Below are 14,394 nucleotides of genomic sequence, written 5' to 3'. Positions count from 1 at the left end.
GGTTGGCGGGCTTGTTGTAGAGATCGAGCGGGCTGCCGAACTGTTCGACATTGCCGGCATTGAGCACCACGATGCGGTCGGCCATGGTCATGGCTTCGACCTGGTCGTGGGTGACGTAGATCATCGTGGTCTTGAGCTGCTGGTGCAGTTCGGTGATCTCCAGCCGCATGTTGACGCGCAAAGCCGCATCGAGGTTCGACAAAGGCTCATCGAACAGGAAGGCTTTTGGCTCACGTACGATGGCGCGGCCAATGGCGACGCGCTGGCGCTGGCCGCCGGAAAGGGCGCGCGGGCGGCGGTCGAGATAGGACGCCAGATTCAGCGTGCGGGCCGCGTATTCGACCTTGGCGTCGATCTGCTCCTTGGGCATCTTGGCCATCTTGAGCGGGAAGGCGATGTTGTCGCGCACCGTCATGTGCGGATAGAGCGCGTAGGACTGGAACACCATGGCGAGGCCCCGGCGGGCCGGTGGCTCCTTGGTCATGTCCTGCCCGTCGAGCAGAATCTTGCCGCTGGTCGTGTCCTCGAGCCCGGCGATCAGGCGGAGTAGGGTGGACTTGCCGCAGCCCGAGGGGCCGACGAAGACGACGAATTCGCCGTCCTGGATATCGAGGGTGATGTCCGGAATGACCTGGACGTCGCCAAAGGACTTGTTGACGTGGGAGAGTGCGATGGAGCCCATTTTCTACAAATCCCTATTTCACTGCGCCAAACGTCAGGCCGCGGACGAGTTGTTTCTGGCTGAACCAGCCAAGGAGGAGGATGGGCGCGATCGCCAGCAGCGATGCGGCCGAGAGTTTGGCCAGGAACAGGCCCTGCGGGCTCGAGAACGAGGAGATGAAGGCGGTCAGCGTACCGGCGCGGCCCGAGGTCAGCGTGATGGTCCAGAACGACTCGTTCCAGGCCAGGATGACATTGAGCAGCAAGGTGGAGGCAATGCCGGGAACCGCCATGGGCACGAGCACGTGGACGATTTCGTTCCACAATTCGGCGCCATCCATGCGGGCGGCTTCCAGGATATCGACGGGGATTTCCTTGAAGTAGGTATAGAGCATCCAGATGATGATCGGCAGGTTGATCAGCGTCATGATGATGGTCAGGCCATGCACCGTGTCGAGCAGGCGCAGGTCGCGGAAGATCAGGTAGATCGGGATCAGCACGCCGACGGCGGGCATCATCTTGGTGGAGAGCATCCACATCAGGATGTCCTTGGTGCGCTTGGTGGGTGCGAAGGCCATCGACCAAGCGGCTGGGATGCCAATGATCAGGCCCAGGAGGGTCGAGCCCACCGAAACCAGGATCGAATTGGTGACGTGCTTGATATAGTCCGAGCGGTCCTGCACGGCGCCGAAGTTTTCCAGCGTGAAGTGCTGCGGCAGGAAGGTGGGGGGATTGGCGATCGCCTCGCCCTCGGTCTTGAACGCGGTCAGGATGGTCCACAGGATCGGCGAGAACAGCAGCAGGGCAATGACCCAGGCGCCGATGGTGAAGCCGACTTTGGCTTGAGTGGAAACGTTGCGTGCCATGGTGTTGCTCCCTACGCGTCCAGGTTCTTGCCGACGGCGCGCATCAGGAAGATGGCGACGATATTGGCGATGATGACGGCGACCACGCCACCGGCCGAGCCGGCGCCGATGTCATTGGAGAGAATACCCGTCCGGAACACCAGGAAGGCGATGTTGGTCGAGGCATAGCCCGGCCCGCCGCCGGTGGTGACGCGGATTTCGGCGAAGATGCCCAAGAGGAAAATGGTCTGGATCAGGATGACGATGGTCACCGCCCGCGCCATATGCGGCATGATGATGTACCAGAACCGGTTGATGGCATTGGCGCCATCCATTTCGGCGGCCTCGCGCTGCTCTTCGGAGAGCGACTGCAGGGCGGTCAACAGGATCAGCGCGGCGAAGGGCAGCCATTGCCAGGCGACGATGATGATGACTGAGAACAGTGGATACTGGGCGAACCAGTCGATCGGCTTGGCGCCGAAGAAGCGCCACAGATGGGCGAGCAGGCCGTAATCCGCATGCATGAAGCCGTTCTTCCAGATCAGCGCCGCGACCGGCGGCATGACGAAGAATGGCGAGATGACGAGGATGCGCAGGATGCCCTGGCCCCAGACCGGCTGGTCGAGCAGCAGCGCCAGGAAGGTGCCGCCCACCACGGTGATGATGAGCACGCCCAGCACCAGGATCAGCGTATTGACCAGCGACTGGGTGAAGCTTGGGTCGCCGATGACATAGATGTAGTTGGCCCAGCCGGCAAAGCCGGTCATCATCGGATTGATCAGGGAGTAGTTCTGGAATGAGAACCACAGCGTCATTACCAGTGGCACGATCATCCAGATGAACAGCAGCACGACTGCCGGTAGCATCATGGTGCGCGCAAGGGTGCGCGTCTGCGCGGTAGCCATCTGCTGATCTCCCCCGAGGGCCGGTTCATTGACCGGCGTAATTTGAAAGCAGTGTCAGTCCGAGTCTGCCCGACGTCTAGAGGGTTCCATCAGTCGGGCAGTCTCTGTGCGAAGCGCACGGGAGCGCGCTTCGAAGCTCGTATCCCTGGCGGACTGCAGCCGGCTTTAGGCCGGCCGCAGTTACCGTCGGGGGGAGACTACTTGATATAGCCGGCGCGGGTCATGTCGCGCGTGGTGGAGTCCTGGGCCTGCTTGAGGGCATCGTCAGCCGACATCTGGCCGGCAAGCGCTGCCGAGAACAGCTGGCCCACATTGGTGGCGATACCGGCAAATTCCGGGATGGCGACAAACTGCACGCCGACATAGGGCACCGGCTTGACGGTGGGATGGGTCGGATCGGCCGCGTTGATCGAGTCGAGCGTCATCTTGGCAAAGGGCGCTGCAGCCTGGTAGTCCGCATTCGCATAGAGCGAGGTGCGGGTACCGGGAGGAACGTTGGCCCAACCTTCGCTGCTGGCGACGGTCGCCAGGTAGTCCTTGTTGGTCGCCCAGTTGATGAACTTCTCGGCAGCTTCTGCATGCTGGGAGCTCTTGGGGATCGCGAGCGACCAAGCCCAGAGCCAGTTGCCACGCTTGCCGAGGCCATTATCGGGCGCCAGAGCAAAGCCAACCTTGTCGGCGACGGTTGAGTCCTTGCCGATCACGAAGGATGCGGCGACGGTGGCGTCGATCCACATGCCGCACTTGCCCTGCTGGAACAGGGTCAGGTTTTCGTTGAAGCCGTTGGACGAGGCACCGGCCGGGCCGGCATCGGTCATCAGGCCGAGATAGGTGTCGAGCGTGGCCTTCCACTCTGGCTGATCGAACTGGGGCTTCCAGCTTTCGTCGAACCAGCGGGCGCCGAAGGAGTTGGACATGGCGGTCAGGAAGGCCATGTTCTCGCCCCAGCCAGCCTTGCCGCGCAGGCAGATGCCGTTGATGTCGTTGGCGCGGTCGGTCATGGCGCGAGCGGCCTTGCCGATGAATTCCCAGGTGGGGGCGTCAGGCATGGTCAGCCCGGCCTTTTCCATCAGGTCCTTGCGGTACATGACCATCGACGACTCGCCGTAGAACGGGGCCGCATAGAGCTTGCCATCGACCGACAGGCCGCCGCGGATGGCGGGCAGGATGTCATTGACGTCATAGGCCGCGTCGGCGGAAAGGCCATCGAGCGGCACCAGCCAATCCTGCTTGGCCCAGATCGGGGCTTCGTAGGTGCCGATGGTCATCACGTCATACTGGCCGCCATTGGTGGCGATGTCGGTGGTGACGTTCTGGCGCAGGGTGTTTTCTTCAAGCACGACCCAGTTCAGGTCGATGCCAGTTGCCTTGGTGAATGCGGGCGACAGCGCCTGCATACGGACCATGTCGCCATTGTTCACGGTGGCGATGGTGAGCGTTTCGGCCGAGGCCGACGAGGCCAGCGCAATGGTCAGCGCGCCCACGATAAAGGGTGTCAGTTTCATGGATATCCTCCCAGTAACCGAAACGAGCATTTGTTCCGGCGATGGGCAAATACTCACAACTTATGCGTCAGAGTCAAGCGTGCTATGCGCTCATCGCGTGAGGTACGTATAGCAGAAAACGTTTCCGAACGCCGGAAACGCTCATCGATACAAGGGGTTGGATTAAGTTAACAAACCTTCAGCGGTTCGCTCGTCAGTGATGAGGCCGTTGACCAGCCGGCGGTTCAGCGTGGCGCGGATGCCGGGCAATTTTCTGCGGCCCATGGCAATTGCCACCACCAAGGAGTTTTCGCGCGACGGCATCGGGGCGCTGGCGACGCGGTCATTGGTGAGGCCTTCGATCAGCTTGCCATCGGCATCGAAGCACCAGCCGCAGATTTCCCCGACCGCGCCCGCCTTCTGCAAGGCCTTGAGTTCGGTTTCGGTGATGAAGCCATCCAGAAACAGCGGCGCATCGGGCCCGATATCGCCGATGCCCAGGAACGTGACATTGGCCTTGGCGGCGAGCGCCAGGGTTTCGCGGATCATCGGCTGGGCGTGCAGCAGTTCGCGTTCGCGCGCCGAGGAGGCGATAACGGGCAGGGGCATGGGAAAGCTGCGCGCTTTGACCGTGTCGGCGACGTTGAAAATAACGTTGTAGAACGCGGCCGAACCGTCCGGCGCAATATTGCCGGTGAGCGACACCACCTTGTGGTGCGGGCATTCCATCGGCTGCAACTGCTCGATGGCGGCCTTGAGCGTGCGACCGGTGCCGACTGCCATGATGATGGGCTCGGGATGGCGCAGCCAGCGCTCGATTTCGGCGGCGGCGGCTTCGGCGACACCGATGGTGGTCGATTCGCTGGCCGGATCGGACGGCACGACTTCGACCAGGTCGAGCGCGAAACGCGACTTGAGGCGGGCGGCCAAGTCCATGCAACGCCCGATCGGGTGATCGAGCCGCACCTTGATCAGGCCTTCGCTGACCGACAGCGACACCAGCCGCTGCGCCGATTGCCGCGAAATGCCCAGCTTGGTGGCGATCTCTTCCTGGGTATTGCCGGCAACGTAATACAGCCAGCCCGCGCGAGCCGCGTCATCCAGCCGGTGGCTGGAACTGTCTTGTCTTGGCGCCATGAAGGGTCCCGCACTTCTCGGGCGGATTATTCTGCCATGCAGCGCCAAGCCGCAAGAGCCTTATGGTCGCTACTCTGTGCGCAGGGGACGCCCACTCAAGGCCGCACGAATATCGCGCTCGGTGTCCTTGAGGTGAAAGCGCATGGCCTCGGCGGCGGCGCGGCCATTGCCGTCCTTAATGCAATCGAGGATGCGCTGATGGGCGTCGATGGTGTCCTGAATGGTATGGCCGCGCTGATGGTGGCCGCGGCGGCTGATATAAAATCCTTCGCGCAGCGGCTGCGCCATCGCTTCGAACAGATAGCCGAGCACGCGATTACCGCTGGCCAGCGCGATGGCTTCATGAAAGCCGACATCGAAACTGTGAAAGCGCAATTCGGCCGCATCGGTCGGCAGGTCGGTGGCGCCGGCGGCGGCCTCGCGCATGCCTTGCAATGCCGCCTCGATCGCCGCGACGCCGGCGCGCGTGGAATGGCGTGCCGCCAGGGTCGCCGATTGCACTTCGAGCGAGAGGCGAACCTCGATCAGGTCGAACAGCCCCTTGGCATCGTAACGGATAACCGAGGTGAGGAAATCGGCAAAGGCGGAGCCGTCTGGTGCACGTACCACAGCTTTTCGCCCGCGCGCGATTTCCAGCAGGCCCCGGCCCTCCAGAATCTTGACGGCCTCGCGGATGGTCAGCCGGCTAACGTCATAGCGGACGGCCAGTTCGGCCTCGCTGGGCAGACTGGTGCCAGGCGTCATCTCGCCCAGAATCAGGCGCGCCAAATCGTCGGCAACAGTGCTGGCGGCACTATGGGTCTCGTGCCGCTCATCCGGATCGGGTTGTGTCATATCTCCTCCGAGATATCAGATACCTTTTGGTAACGTTACGACTCTTGTTGGTCGATACAGGCAGATTCGAGGCATCAATCGGCCGCACCATATCCAGAGCACTATGGTGACGCAATCGCCCAAAACGCTGGAATTATGATTAACTTTCGATGCTCGAAAAAAATGGGGTGACCGCACCAAACCCGCTTTACAAGGGTATCTGATTATCCTAAGCAATTGCCCATGGGCTTGGGAGGGCCCCGGCGGGTTTTTGCCGCCGTTCAGGAGGACTTCATGCAAATCAATCTGGTGGCTCGCTCCGGCGTGTCTGCTCGGGCTGTTGCACCGTGGTTTTGCGGTTGTGAAGTCAATGGCGAGGCGGGCAGCGATGCTGCGGCCGGGTTCCATTTCCTGTCGTCCACCCAGGATATCCATTCAAGCTTCTGAACTCGAAAGACACAAAGGGAGTCGAGACGTGAAGGTTCTAAAGACACTTGCTACCGTGCTGGCCGTTGGCGCCATGGCATTGACCGCGTCGACCGCGGTTTTCGCCCAGGACAAGGGCTCGATCGGTATTTCCATGCCGACCAAGTCCTCGCTGCGCTGGATCTCGGACGGTGATGCGCTGGTCAAGGCGCTGACCGAAAAGGGTTACACCGTCGATCTGCAGTACGCAGAAGACGATATCCCGAACCAGCTCTCGCAGGTCGAAAACATGGTCACCAAGGGCGTCAAGGCCCTGGTCATCGCCGCCGTCGATGGCACCACGCTCAGCGCCGTGCTGCAGCAGGCTGCCGATGCGGGCATCAAGGTTGTCGCTTATGACCGCCTGATCCGCGACAGCGCCAATGTCGATCTGTACACCACCTTCGACAACTTCCAGGTTGGCGTTCTGCAGGCCAACTCGCTGCTGACCGGCCTCGGCTACCCTGCCAAGCCCGGCCCGTTCAATATCGAGCTGTTCGGCGGTTCGCCGGATGATAACAACGCGTTCTTCTTCTATGACGGCGCCATGAGCGTTCTGCAGCCGCTGATCGACAAGGGTGACCTGGTCGTGAAGTCCGGCCAGCTCGGCATGGATACCGTTGGTACGCTGCGTTGGGACGGTGCTGTTGCACAGGCCCGCATGGACAACATCCTGTCCGCCAACTACTCGGACGGTTCGCGCGTCGACGCGGTTCTGGCTCCCTATGACGGCCTGAGCCGTGGCATCATCTCGTCGCTGCGCGGCGTTGGTTATGGCACTGCCGATCAGCCTTGGCCGATCATTTCGGGCCAGGATGCCGAAGTTCCTTCGATCAAGGCAATCATTGCCGGCGAACAGTACTCGACCATCTACAAGGACACTCGTGAACTGGCTGCCAAGACCGCCGAACTGGTCGACACCCTGCTCACAGGTGGCACTCCTGAAGGCCTCGACACCAAGACCTACAACAATGGCGTCAAGGTTGTTCCCTCGATCCTGCTGACCCCGTATGCGGTCGATGCTTCCAACTACCAGAAGCTCGTCGTCGACTCGGGTTACATCAAGGCCGAAGAACTGCAGTAAGCTACACTGAACGACGGGGCCCCGCGGTAACGCGGGGCCCTTTCCCGTCACGTCCATGTGCCTCTATTGTACCGGGCGAGAATAAGCGCTAAGCGCCGCGCTTGCGTGAAATCGAGAGATAACGATGGAAACGACAATTCTGGAGATGCGCGGCATCACCAAGACTTTTCCCGGCGTCAAGGCGCTGTCGGATGTGAACCTGAACGTGCGCGAGGGCGAAATCCACGCCATCGTGGGCGAAAACGGCGCCGGCAAGTCGACACTGATGAAGGTGTTGAGCGGGGTCTATCCCGCCGGCAGCTATGACGGCCAGATCATTTATCGCGGCGCGGAAGTCCAGTTCAAGACCATCCGCGACAGCGAACACCAGAACATCGTCATCATTCACCAGGAGCTGGCCCTCGTGCCGCTGCTGTCGATCGCCGAGAACATCTTCCTCGGCAACGAAGTGGCCAAGAACGGCATCATCAACTGGGACGAAGCCCGGGCTGGAGCGCGCAAGCTGCTCGCCATGGTGGGTCTCAAGGAAGATCCCGATACGCTGATCACGCACATCGGTGTGGGCAAGCAGCAGCTTGTCGAGATCGCCAAGGCGCTCAGCAAGGAGGTCAAGCTCCTCATCCTCGACGAACCGACCGCCTCGCTGTCGGAAAAGGACAGCACGGCGCTGCTCGACCTGCTGCTGGAATTCAAGAAGCAGGGCATTACCTCGATCCTGATTTCGCACAAGCTGAACGAGATCAAGCGCGTCGCCGACCGCGTCACCGTGATCCGCGACGGCAAGACCATCGAGACCATGGACAAGGCCGATATCAGCGAAGACCGCATCATTACCTCGATGGTGGGCCGCTCGCTGGAAGACCGCTACCCCGATCGCGTTCCCAATGTCGGGGAAAAGCTGTTCGAGGTGAAGGACTGGAGCGTCTATCATCCGCTCCATGCCGATCGGCAGGTGGTGAAGAATATCGCGCTGCACGTCAACAAGGGCGAAGTCGTCGGCATTGCCGGGCTGATGGGCTCGGGCCGCACCGAATTTGCCATGAGCGTCTTCGGGCGCACCTATGGACAGAAGATCAGCGGCCAGGTGCTGATGCACGGCAAGCCCGTCGACACCTCCACCGTGCGCCGCGCGGTCGACGCAGGGCTGGCCTATGCCACCGAAGACCGCAAGACCTATGGCCTCAACCTGATCGACCACATCAAGAACAATGTGACCATCGCCAATCTGCCCGGCGTGTCGCGCTATGGCGTGCTCGACGACATGGCCGAGATGAAGGTCGCCAACGACTATCGCAAGGCCACCAATATCCGCTCCTCGAGCGTGCTGCAGCTCACCGGCAACCTGTCGGGCGGCAACCAGCAGAAGGTGGTGCTATCCAAGTGGCTGTTCTCCGACCCCGAAGTGCTGATCCTCGACGAACCCACGCGCGGCATCGATGTCGGCGCCAAGTATGAAATCTACACGATCATCAACAAGCTGGCGGGCGAGGGGAAGGGCATTCTAGTCATCTCCTCGGAAATGCCCGAGCTGCTGGGGATTTGTGACCGCATTTACGTAATGAACGAAGGCCGCATCGTTGGCGAACTCTCAGGGGATGAGGCCAGCCAGGAAAAGATCATGCGCGCAATCGTGCGTGCAGAAGGAAGAACCGCATGACCACCGAAACCGCACCCACTCCCAGTGAAGTGCCGACCCCAGTGTCGGCGGGCCCTTCGGGCCGCTCGATCCTGCAGGCCAACCTGCGCGATTACGGCCTCGTCGTCGCGCTGCTCGCCATCATGGTGTTCTTCCAGATCTTCACCGCCGGCACGATGTTCAAGCCGGTCAATCTGACCAATCTGGTGCTGCAGAACTCCTACATCATCATCATGGCGCTGGGCATGCTGCTGGTTATCGTGGCTGGCCATATCGACCTTTCGGTGGGCTCGGTTTCGGGCTTTGTCGGCGCCATCGCGGCTATCCTGATGGTGCAATATCACGTGCCGGCTATTCCAGCGGGCCTGCTGTGTGTGGTGCTGGGCGCCATCATCGGCGCCTCGCAAGGCTATTTCATCGCCTATGTAAAGGTTCCGTCCTTCATCGTGACGTTGGCGGGCATGCTGGTGTTCAAGGGCCTGTCGCTGGCAGTGCTCGGCGGCAAGTCGGTGGGTCCGTTCCCCACCGAATTCCAGCTGCTCAGCGCCGGTTTTATTCCCGACGTCATCGGGCCGATCAAGCTGATCCCGCCGACGCTGGATGCGGCCGGCAAGGCTATTGTGGGCACCGGCGTCACGCTGCATTCGACCACGATGGTCATTGGCGTGCTGATCGTTCTGGCCATGGTGTTCTCCAGCTTGCGGACCCGGTCGCGTCGCCGCAGCCATGGCTACGAGTCCGAGCCGTTCCCGCTCTTCGTGGTCAAGACTGCGATCATCGCGGGCCTCGTGCTCTACATGACCTATCTGGTGGCCTCCTATAAGGGCCTGCCGAATGTCTTGATCGTGATGTCGATCCTGATCGCATTCTTCGTGTTCATGACCAAGCGCATGACCATCGGCCGGCGCATTTACGCGCTGGGCGGCAATCCCAAGGCGGCGCAGCTTTCGGGCATCAAGACCGAACGGCTGACCTTCTACGTGTTCACCATCATGGGCGCGCTGGCCGCTTTGGCGGGCCTGATCTTCGCCGCGCGCCTCAATACGGCCACGCCAAAGGCCGGCCAGGGCTTTGAGCTGGACGTGATCGCGGCGGTGTTCATCGGCGGCGCTTCGGCGCTGGGTGGTGTCGGCCAGGTCGCTGGCGCGGTGATCGGCGCCTTCATCCTTGGCGTTATGAACAACGGCATGTCCATCCTGGGCATCAACATCGACCTGCAGCAGATGATCAAGGGCGTCGTGCTGCTCGGCGCGGTGGTGTTCGATCTGTATAACAAGAACAAGGCCTGATCGGTTTCGATCGGGAGTTATTGAAGCCGCCGCGATCGCAAGATCGCGGCGGTTTTGTTTTGGGGATGTGAGCGATCAGGCTAGGAACCTAAGCGGCCTTTACGAGGGCAGACACCCTCATCCGGCGCTGCGCGCCACCTTCTCCCCGACGGGGAGAAGAATAGAAAGAGCGCTGACTCCTATCCCTCTCCCCGTCGGGGAGAGGGTGGATCGGCGAAGCCGAGACGGGTGAGGGTGTCTATTTCTCGACGTCAGCGTCCTTACGCCCGCCCCACTCGGTCCATGATCCGTCATAGACCGCGACCTGCTTGGCGCCGCTGAGCTCCAGCGCCAAAGCGAGACTCGCGGCGGTGAGGCCGGAGCCGCAGCTGGTGATGATGGGTTGGCTGAGATCCAGCTTCTGCTCGGCGAAGAGCGCCTGCAGTTCCGCCACCGGTTTCATCTTGCCATCCACGGTCAGGGTTCCCACCGGCACATTGACGCTGCCGGGGATGTGGCCGCCGCGCAGGCCGGCGCGGGGCTCGGGCACCTGGGCGGTGAAGCGGCCGGGGGCGCGGGCATCGGCAATCTGGGCGCCATGGTCCTTGGAGCGGGCACGCACGGTATCGAAATTGACGACGCGCGCAGGATCGAAACTGGCGCGGAAGCTGGTGGCCGCGCGCGAGACCTGCCCGGTTGCGATGGACCGGCGTTCGGCCCGCCATTTGGGCCCGCCGCCTTCCAGGATGCGAACGTCCCTGGCGCCCATGGTCTTGAAAGTCCACCACACGCGCGGCGCGCTGAACAGGCCGACCTCGTCATAGACGACGATGGTCATGTCCTCCCCGATACCGAGGGCACCGGCCATGCGGGCGAAGTCATTGGGTGATGGCAGCATGTGCGGCAGGTCGGTGCTGGTATCGGCCACCGCGTCGATATCGAAGAACACCGCGCCCGGAATGTGCCCGGCGAGATACTCGGCCCGGGGATCGCGATTGGCCGCCGGCATGTGCCAGGAGCCATCGAGGACCACCAGGTTGGGATCGCTCAAATGCTGGGCCAGCCAGTCGGTGGTGACGAAGGGGGTATTCATGGAGGCTCCTGCGACGCTGTTCTGCGGCGGGAGAATGGCGCGCGGGCAGGGCGCGGTCAAATGGATTGGGCAGGTCTTGCGGCCTTGTGAGGCGAAGTGGCCATTCAGACGTCGAGGGTTCGAAACACCCCCTCGCAGCCTCCCCCTTGATGGGGGAGGTAGGAGGGGGTGTCGTTTAGCGCGGATCTACGTGCTTACTGCCAACCTGCGCCCCCCTCAGTTCTCCAGAATCAGCAAATCCTTGCTCGCAAGACTCACCGTGATCGCATCGCCACGCGCGGGCGGCGCCGTGCGCTGGTCGTTGAACGTATCGAGGCTGATGATGTTCTTGCCCAGCGCAACCCGCAGGCGGATCACCGAGCCGAGGAACGTCACATCCGACACCGTGCCGGTCAGCGTGATGTCCGAGCCCGCCCGTTCGCCAACCGACAGCACTTCAGGCCGCAAGGTCAGCGAGATGGGTGCATTGGTGACGGCGCCGTCCGGCAGACTCGGCAGGGTCACGATCTGGCCATCGATGTTGACCTGATGCTTGGACGCACTCACGACCGTCGCCTCGATGGTGTTGAGGTGACCCACGAAGGTCGCCACGAACCTTGTTGCCGGCTTGTTGTAAATCTCGTGCGGGGCGCCGAGCTGGTCGATATTGCCGGCATTCATCACCACGACGCGGTCGGAGATCGATAGCGCCTCTTCCTGGTCGTGCGTCACGAAAATGGTAGTAATGCCCAGGTCGAGCTGGATGGCGCGGATTTCTTCGCGCAGCGAGACGCGGATCTTGGCGTCGAGCGCCGAAAGCGGCTCATCGAGCAGCAGCATGCGGGGCCGTGGCGCGATGGCGCGGGCCAGGGCGACGCGCTGCTGTTGGCCACCGCTCATTTCGTAGGGGTAGCGCTTTTCGAAACCCGGTAGCCCGATCAGCTTGAGCATTTCCTCGACCCGGGCGCGGCGCTGGTCGGCCGGCATGCCGGCGATCTTGAGGCCGAAGGCGATATTGTCGCCAACGTTCAGGTTGGGAAACAGCGCATAGGCCTGGAACACCATGCCGAGCTGGCGCTGGTTGGGCTTCAGATTGGTAATGTCCTGCCCGTCCACCGTGATCGACCCCGAGGTCGGGTTCTCGAAGCCGGCGATCATGCGCAGGATGGTGGTCTTGCCGCAGCCCGAGGGGCCGAGCAGCGAGACGAACTCACCCTTGTTGAAGGCGAAGTTGACGCCCTTGACCACCGTGGTGGTGCCGAAGCTTTTGACGAGGTTTTCGACGCGAAGGAAGGGGGCCATGGGTCAGTCCGTCCGGGCGGAAGTGCGGGGCGCAAAGCGCGAGAGCAGGTTGATCATGCTCATGGCGCCCCAAGTGATGATGAAGGAAATGATGGCCAGCGCCGCCGGCTCATAGGCCCGGTTGGCGCCGATATTCTGCAGATATGGCCCGAAGGCGGGGCGGTTGAGGAGGCTGGCAATAGTGAACTCGCCGATGACGATGGCGAAGGTCAGGAACGCGCCGGACAACACCGCAACGAGGATATTGGGCAGGATGATCCGGGCGATGATCTGCGGCGTATTGGCGCCCGCGATTTGCGCCGCCTCGGTCAGCGTCTGCACGTCGATGGTGCGCATGCCGGTATCGACGGCGCGATACATATAGGGCAGTGCCAGCGTCACATAGGCGAAGGTGAGCAGGATATCGGTGCCCACCGCGCTGCCGGTGAAGGGTATGATCGAGCTGGAGTTGTACAGGCGGATATAGCCATAGACCAGGATGATCGCCGGGATGATCAGCGGCAGCAGGGTCAGGAATTCCACATAGGGCCGCAGCCAAGCCATGCGCAGGCGCACGAAATACACGGCCGGCACCACGATCAGGATACCCACGATAATCGACAGCAGGCCAATCACCGCCGAATAAGTGAAGGTCTGCTGGAATTTGGGGTCGGAAAACACCGATGCATAGCTGTCGAAGCTGTAATAGCCGCGCCGCATGCGCAGCGAAAACTCGAACGTGGCGATGAGCGGCACGAGGAAATAGGCGGCGCCGACGCCAAAGACCAGCCAGGCCCAGAAACGCGATTGCTTCATTTCAGCCACCTCTCGGCGCGGGCGCTGATGACCAGATAGACCACATTGGCGAAGCCGGTGATCAGGATCATGCCGACGGCAAGCGCAGCGCCCAGGCCGGGGTTCTGCAAGGCATCGCCGCGGATTTGTGCATAGAGCAGGATGGGCACGATATTGAGTGAGGAGCCGGTCAGCGCATAGGCCGTGGCGATGGCGCCGAAGGCATTGGCAAACAATAGCGACAGCGTGCCGAGGAAGCTGGGCCACAGGATGGGCAGGCCGACATAGCGCCAGAACTGCCACGGCGTGGCGCCCAGCGTCGAGGCAGCCTCGCTCCATTCCTTCTTCAGCCCGTCGATGGCCGGGGCGATGATCAGGATCATCAGCGGGATCTGGAAATAGAGATAAGTGATGGTCAGGCCCCAGAAGCTGAGCAGGTTGAAGCCGGCTTTGTAGATATCGATGCCGAAGACGAATTTGAGGATGACGGTCGCGAGGCCAAGGCGCCCGAGCGTCGAGATGAAGGCGAAGGCCAGCGGCACGCCGGCGAAATTTGAGGCGACACCCGAAAAGGTCATGACCGCGGCGCGCAGGCCCAAAGGCAGCTTGCCGCGGATCAGCGCCAGGGCGATGGCCAGCCCGATCAGCGCACCCAGAATGGCCGAGGCGCCAGAAATGCGAATGGAAATCCAGTAGGCGGCGACAATCTGCGGGGTGCCGAGACCGGCGAAGTTGGCCAGCGTGAAGCCGCCCTTTTCGTCAACGAAAGCCGCGCCCACCAGATAGAGCGTCGGCAGGATCAGGAACATGATGGCGAAGACGATGAATGGCGCGACCCCGAGCCATTCGAACGATAAAGCGCGCTTTTTGGCCGGCGCCTTGGTGCCGGTATCAAGTGTCGTCATGCTGTCCTCGTACCCCCGGAGGATTTGCTCTCTCGCCCCGCGAT

14 protein-coding genes are annotated in these 14,394 nt (G+C 61.9%); 4 read left to right on the top strand and 10 right to left on the bottom strand.

From position 1 onward, the window contains the following. From JWP26_RS08945 to JWP26_RS08920, 6 genes are all read right to left on the bottom strand, one after another. Positions 1–682: ABC transporter ATP-binding protein (locus tag JWP26_RS08945; protein ID WP_299725997.1), on the bottom strand; the 682-nt coding region annotated here is incomplete at its 3' end. A gap of 13 nt (positions 683–695) precedes the next feature. Further along, entirely contained in the window at positions 696–1,526 is an 831-nt protein-coding gene (locus JWP26_RS08940) for a carbohydrate ABC transporter permease (protein ID WP_299725994.1), read from the bottom strand. Positions 1,527–1,537: 11 nt separating this feature from the next. Beyond that, a complete protein-coding gene (locus JWP26_RS08935) occupies positions 1,538–2,410 on the bottom strand; it encodes a carbohydrate ABC transporter permease (protein ID WP_299725991.1) in 873 nt (290 codons plus the stop codon). 197 nt (positions 2,411–2,607) lie between these two features. Beyond that, entirely contained in the window at positions 2,608–3,915 is a 1,308-nt protein-coding gene (locus JWP26_RS08930) for a sugar ABC transporter substrate-binding protein (protein WP_299725988.1), read from the bottom strand. Positions 3,916–4,077: 162 nt separating this feature from the next. Then, complete coding sequence (locus tag JWP26_RS08925) at positions 4,078–5,031, bottom strand: sugar-binding transcriptional regulator (RefSeq protein ID WP_299725985.1); 954 nt, start codon at positions 5,029–5,031, stop codon at positions 4,078–4,080. 69 nt (positions 5,032–5,100) lie between these two features. Beyond that, positions 5,101–5,865, bottom strand: a complete 765-nt coding sequence (locus JWP26_RS08920) for a FadR/GntR family transcriptional regulator (RefSeq protein ID WP_299725982.1) — start codon at positions 5,863–5,865, stop codon at positions 5,101–5,103. Between the two features lie 273 nt (positions 5,866–6,138). Here JWP26_RS08920 and JWP26_RS08915 point away from each other — a divergent pair, with 273 nt between their 5' ends. From JWP26_RS08915 to mmsB, 4 genes are all read left to right on the top strand, one after another. Next, positions 6,139–6,291: a hypothetical protein gene (locus JWP26_RS08915; protein WP_299725979.1), complete on the top strand. Its 153-nt coding sequence runs from the start codon at positions 6,139–6,141 to the stop codon at positions 6,289–6,291. Positions 6,292–6,319: 28 nt separating this feature from the next. Next, on the top strand, positions 6,320–7,393 hold the full coding sequence (gene chvE / locus JWP26_RS08910; RefSeq protein WP_299725976.1) for a multiple monosaccharide ABC transporter substrate-binding protein: 1,074 nt from the start codon (positions 6,320–6,322) through the stop codon (positions 7,391–7,393). A 124-nt stretch (positions 7,394–7,517) separates the two neighbouring features. Then, the gene (gene mmsA / locus JWP26_RS08905) at positions 7,518–9,050 is read left to right on the top strand and encodes a multiple monosaccharide ABC transporter ATP-binding protein (protein ID WP_299725974.1); all 1,533 of its coding nucleotides are present in this window, start codon (positions 7,518–7,520) and stop codon (positions 9,048–9,050) included. Beyond that, positions 9,047–10,318 (top strand): multiple monosaccharide ABC transporter permease, encoded by a 1,272-nt coding sequence (gene mmsB / locus JWP26_RS08900; protein ID WP_299725972.1) that lies wholly within the window; start codon positions 9,047–9,049, stop codon positions 10,316–10,318. The genes mmsA and mmsB overlap by 4 nt, the downstream gene beginning before the upstream one ends. 238 nt (positions 10,319–10,556) lie before the next feature. Here mmsB and sseA read toward each other — a convergent pair whose 3' ends face one another. From sseA to JWP26_RS08880, 4 genes are all read right to left on the bottom strand, one after another. After that, the gene (gene sseA, locus JWP26_RS08895; protein WP_299725970.1) at positions 10,557–11,390 is read right to left on the bottom strand and encodes a 3-mercaptopyruvate sulfurtransferase; all 834 of its coding nucleotides are present in this window, start codon (positions 11,388–11,390) and stop codon (positions 10,557–10,559) included. Between the two features lie 216 nt (positions 11,391–11,606). Further along, positions 11,607–12,671, bottom strand: coding sequence for an ABC transporter ATP-binding protein (locus tag JWP26_RS08890; protein WP_299725968.1), 1,065 nt, complete (start codon positions 12,669–12,671; stop codon positions 11,607–11,609). A 3-nt stretch (positions 12,672–12,674) separates the two neighbouring features. Beyond that, positions 12,675–13,466 (bottom strand): ABC transporter permease, encoded by a 792-nt coding sequence (locus tag JWP26_RS08885; RefSeq protein ID WP_299725966.1) that lies wholly within the window; start codon positions 13,464–13,466, stop codon positions 12,675–12,677. After that, positions 13,463–14,350 (bottom strand): ABC transporter permease subunit, encoded by an 888-nt coding sequence (locus JWP26_RS08880; RefSeq protein ID WP_299725964.1) that lies wholly within the window; start codon positions 14,348–14,350, stop codon positions 13,463–13,465. Before JWP26_RS08880 ends, JWP26_RS08885 begins: the two co-directional genes overlap by 4 nt. Positions 14,351–14,394: the final 44 nt, after the last annotated feature.

The organism is Devosia sp. (genome assembly GCF_028290435.1).
GTDB lineage: Bacteria > Pseudomonadota > Alphaproteobacteria > Rhizobiales > Devosiaceae > Devosia.
The sequence above is the reverse complement of the archived record's forward strand: the minus strand, read 5'-3'. Positions and strand labels throughout refer to the sequence as shown.

Excerpts from the sequence above, each read along its gene's own strand:
- JWP26_RS08915 (WP_299725979.1), top strand. The coding sequence starts at position 6,139 with ATGCAAATCAATCTGGTGGCTCGCTCCGGCGTGTCTGCTCGGGCTGTT.
- JWP26_RS08890 (WP_299725968.1), bottom strand. The coding sequence starts at position 12,671 with ATGGCCCCCTTCCTTCGCGTCGAAAACCTCGTCAAAAGCTTCGGCACC.
- JWP26_RS08920 (WP_299725982.1), bottom strand. The coding sequence starts at position 5,865 with ATGACACAACCCGATCCGGATGAGCGGCACGAGACCCATAGTGCCGCC.
- mmsB (WP_299725972.1), top strand. The coding sequence starts at position 9,047 with ATGACCACCGAAACCGCACCCACTCCCAGTGAAGTGCCGACCCCAGTG.
- sseA (WP_299725970.1), bottom strand. The coding sequence starts at position 11,390 with ATGAATACCCCCTTCGTCACCACCGACTGGCTGGCCCAGCATTTGAGC.
- JWP26_RS08935 (WP_299725991.1), bottom strand. The coding sequence starts at position 2,410 with ATGGCTACCGCGCAGACGCGCACCCTTGCGCGCACCATGATGCTACCG.
- JWP26_RS08880 (WP_299725964.1), bottom strand. The coding sequence starts at position 14,350 with ATGACGACACTTGATACCGGCACCAAGGCGCCGGCCAAAAAGCGCGCT.
- JWP26_RS08930 (WP_299725988.1), bottom strand. The coding sequence starts at position 3,915 with ATGAAACTGACACCCTTTATCGTGGGCGCGCTGACCATTGCGCTGGCC.
- JWP26_RS08940 (WP_299725994.1), bottom strand. The coding sequence starts at position 1,526 with ATGGCACGCAACGTTTCCACTCAAGCCAAAGTCGGCTTCACCATCGGC.
- mmsA (WP_299725974.1), top strand. The coding sequence starts at position 7,518 with ATGGAAACGACAATTCTGGAGATGCGCGGCATCACCAAGACTTTTCCC.
- JWP26_RS08925 (WP_299725985.1), bottom strand. The coding sequence starts at position 5,031 with ATGGCGCCAAGACAAGACAGTTCCAGCCACCGGCTGGATGACGCGGCT.
- JWP26_RS08885 (WP_299725966.1), bottom strand. The coding sequence starts at position 13,466 with ATGAAGCAATCGCGTTTCTGGGCCTGGCTGGTCTTTGGCGTCGGCGCC.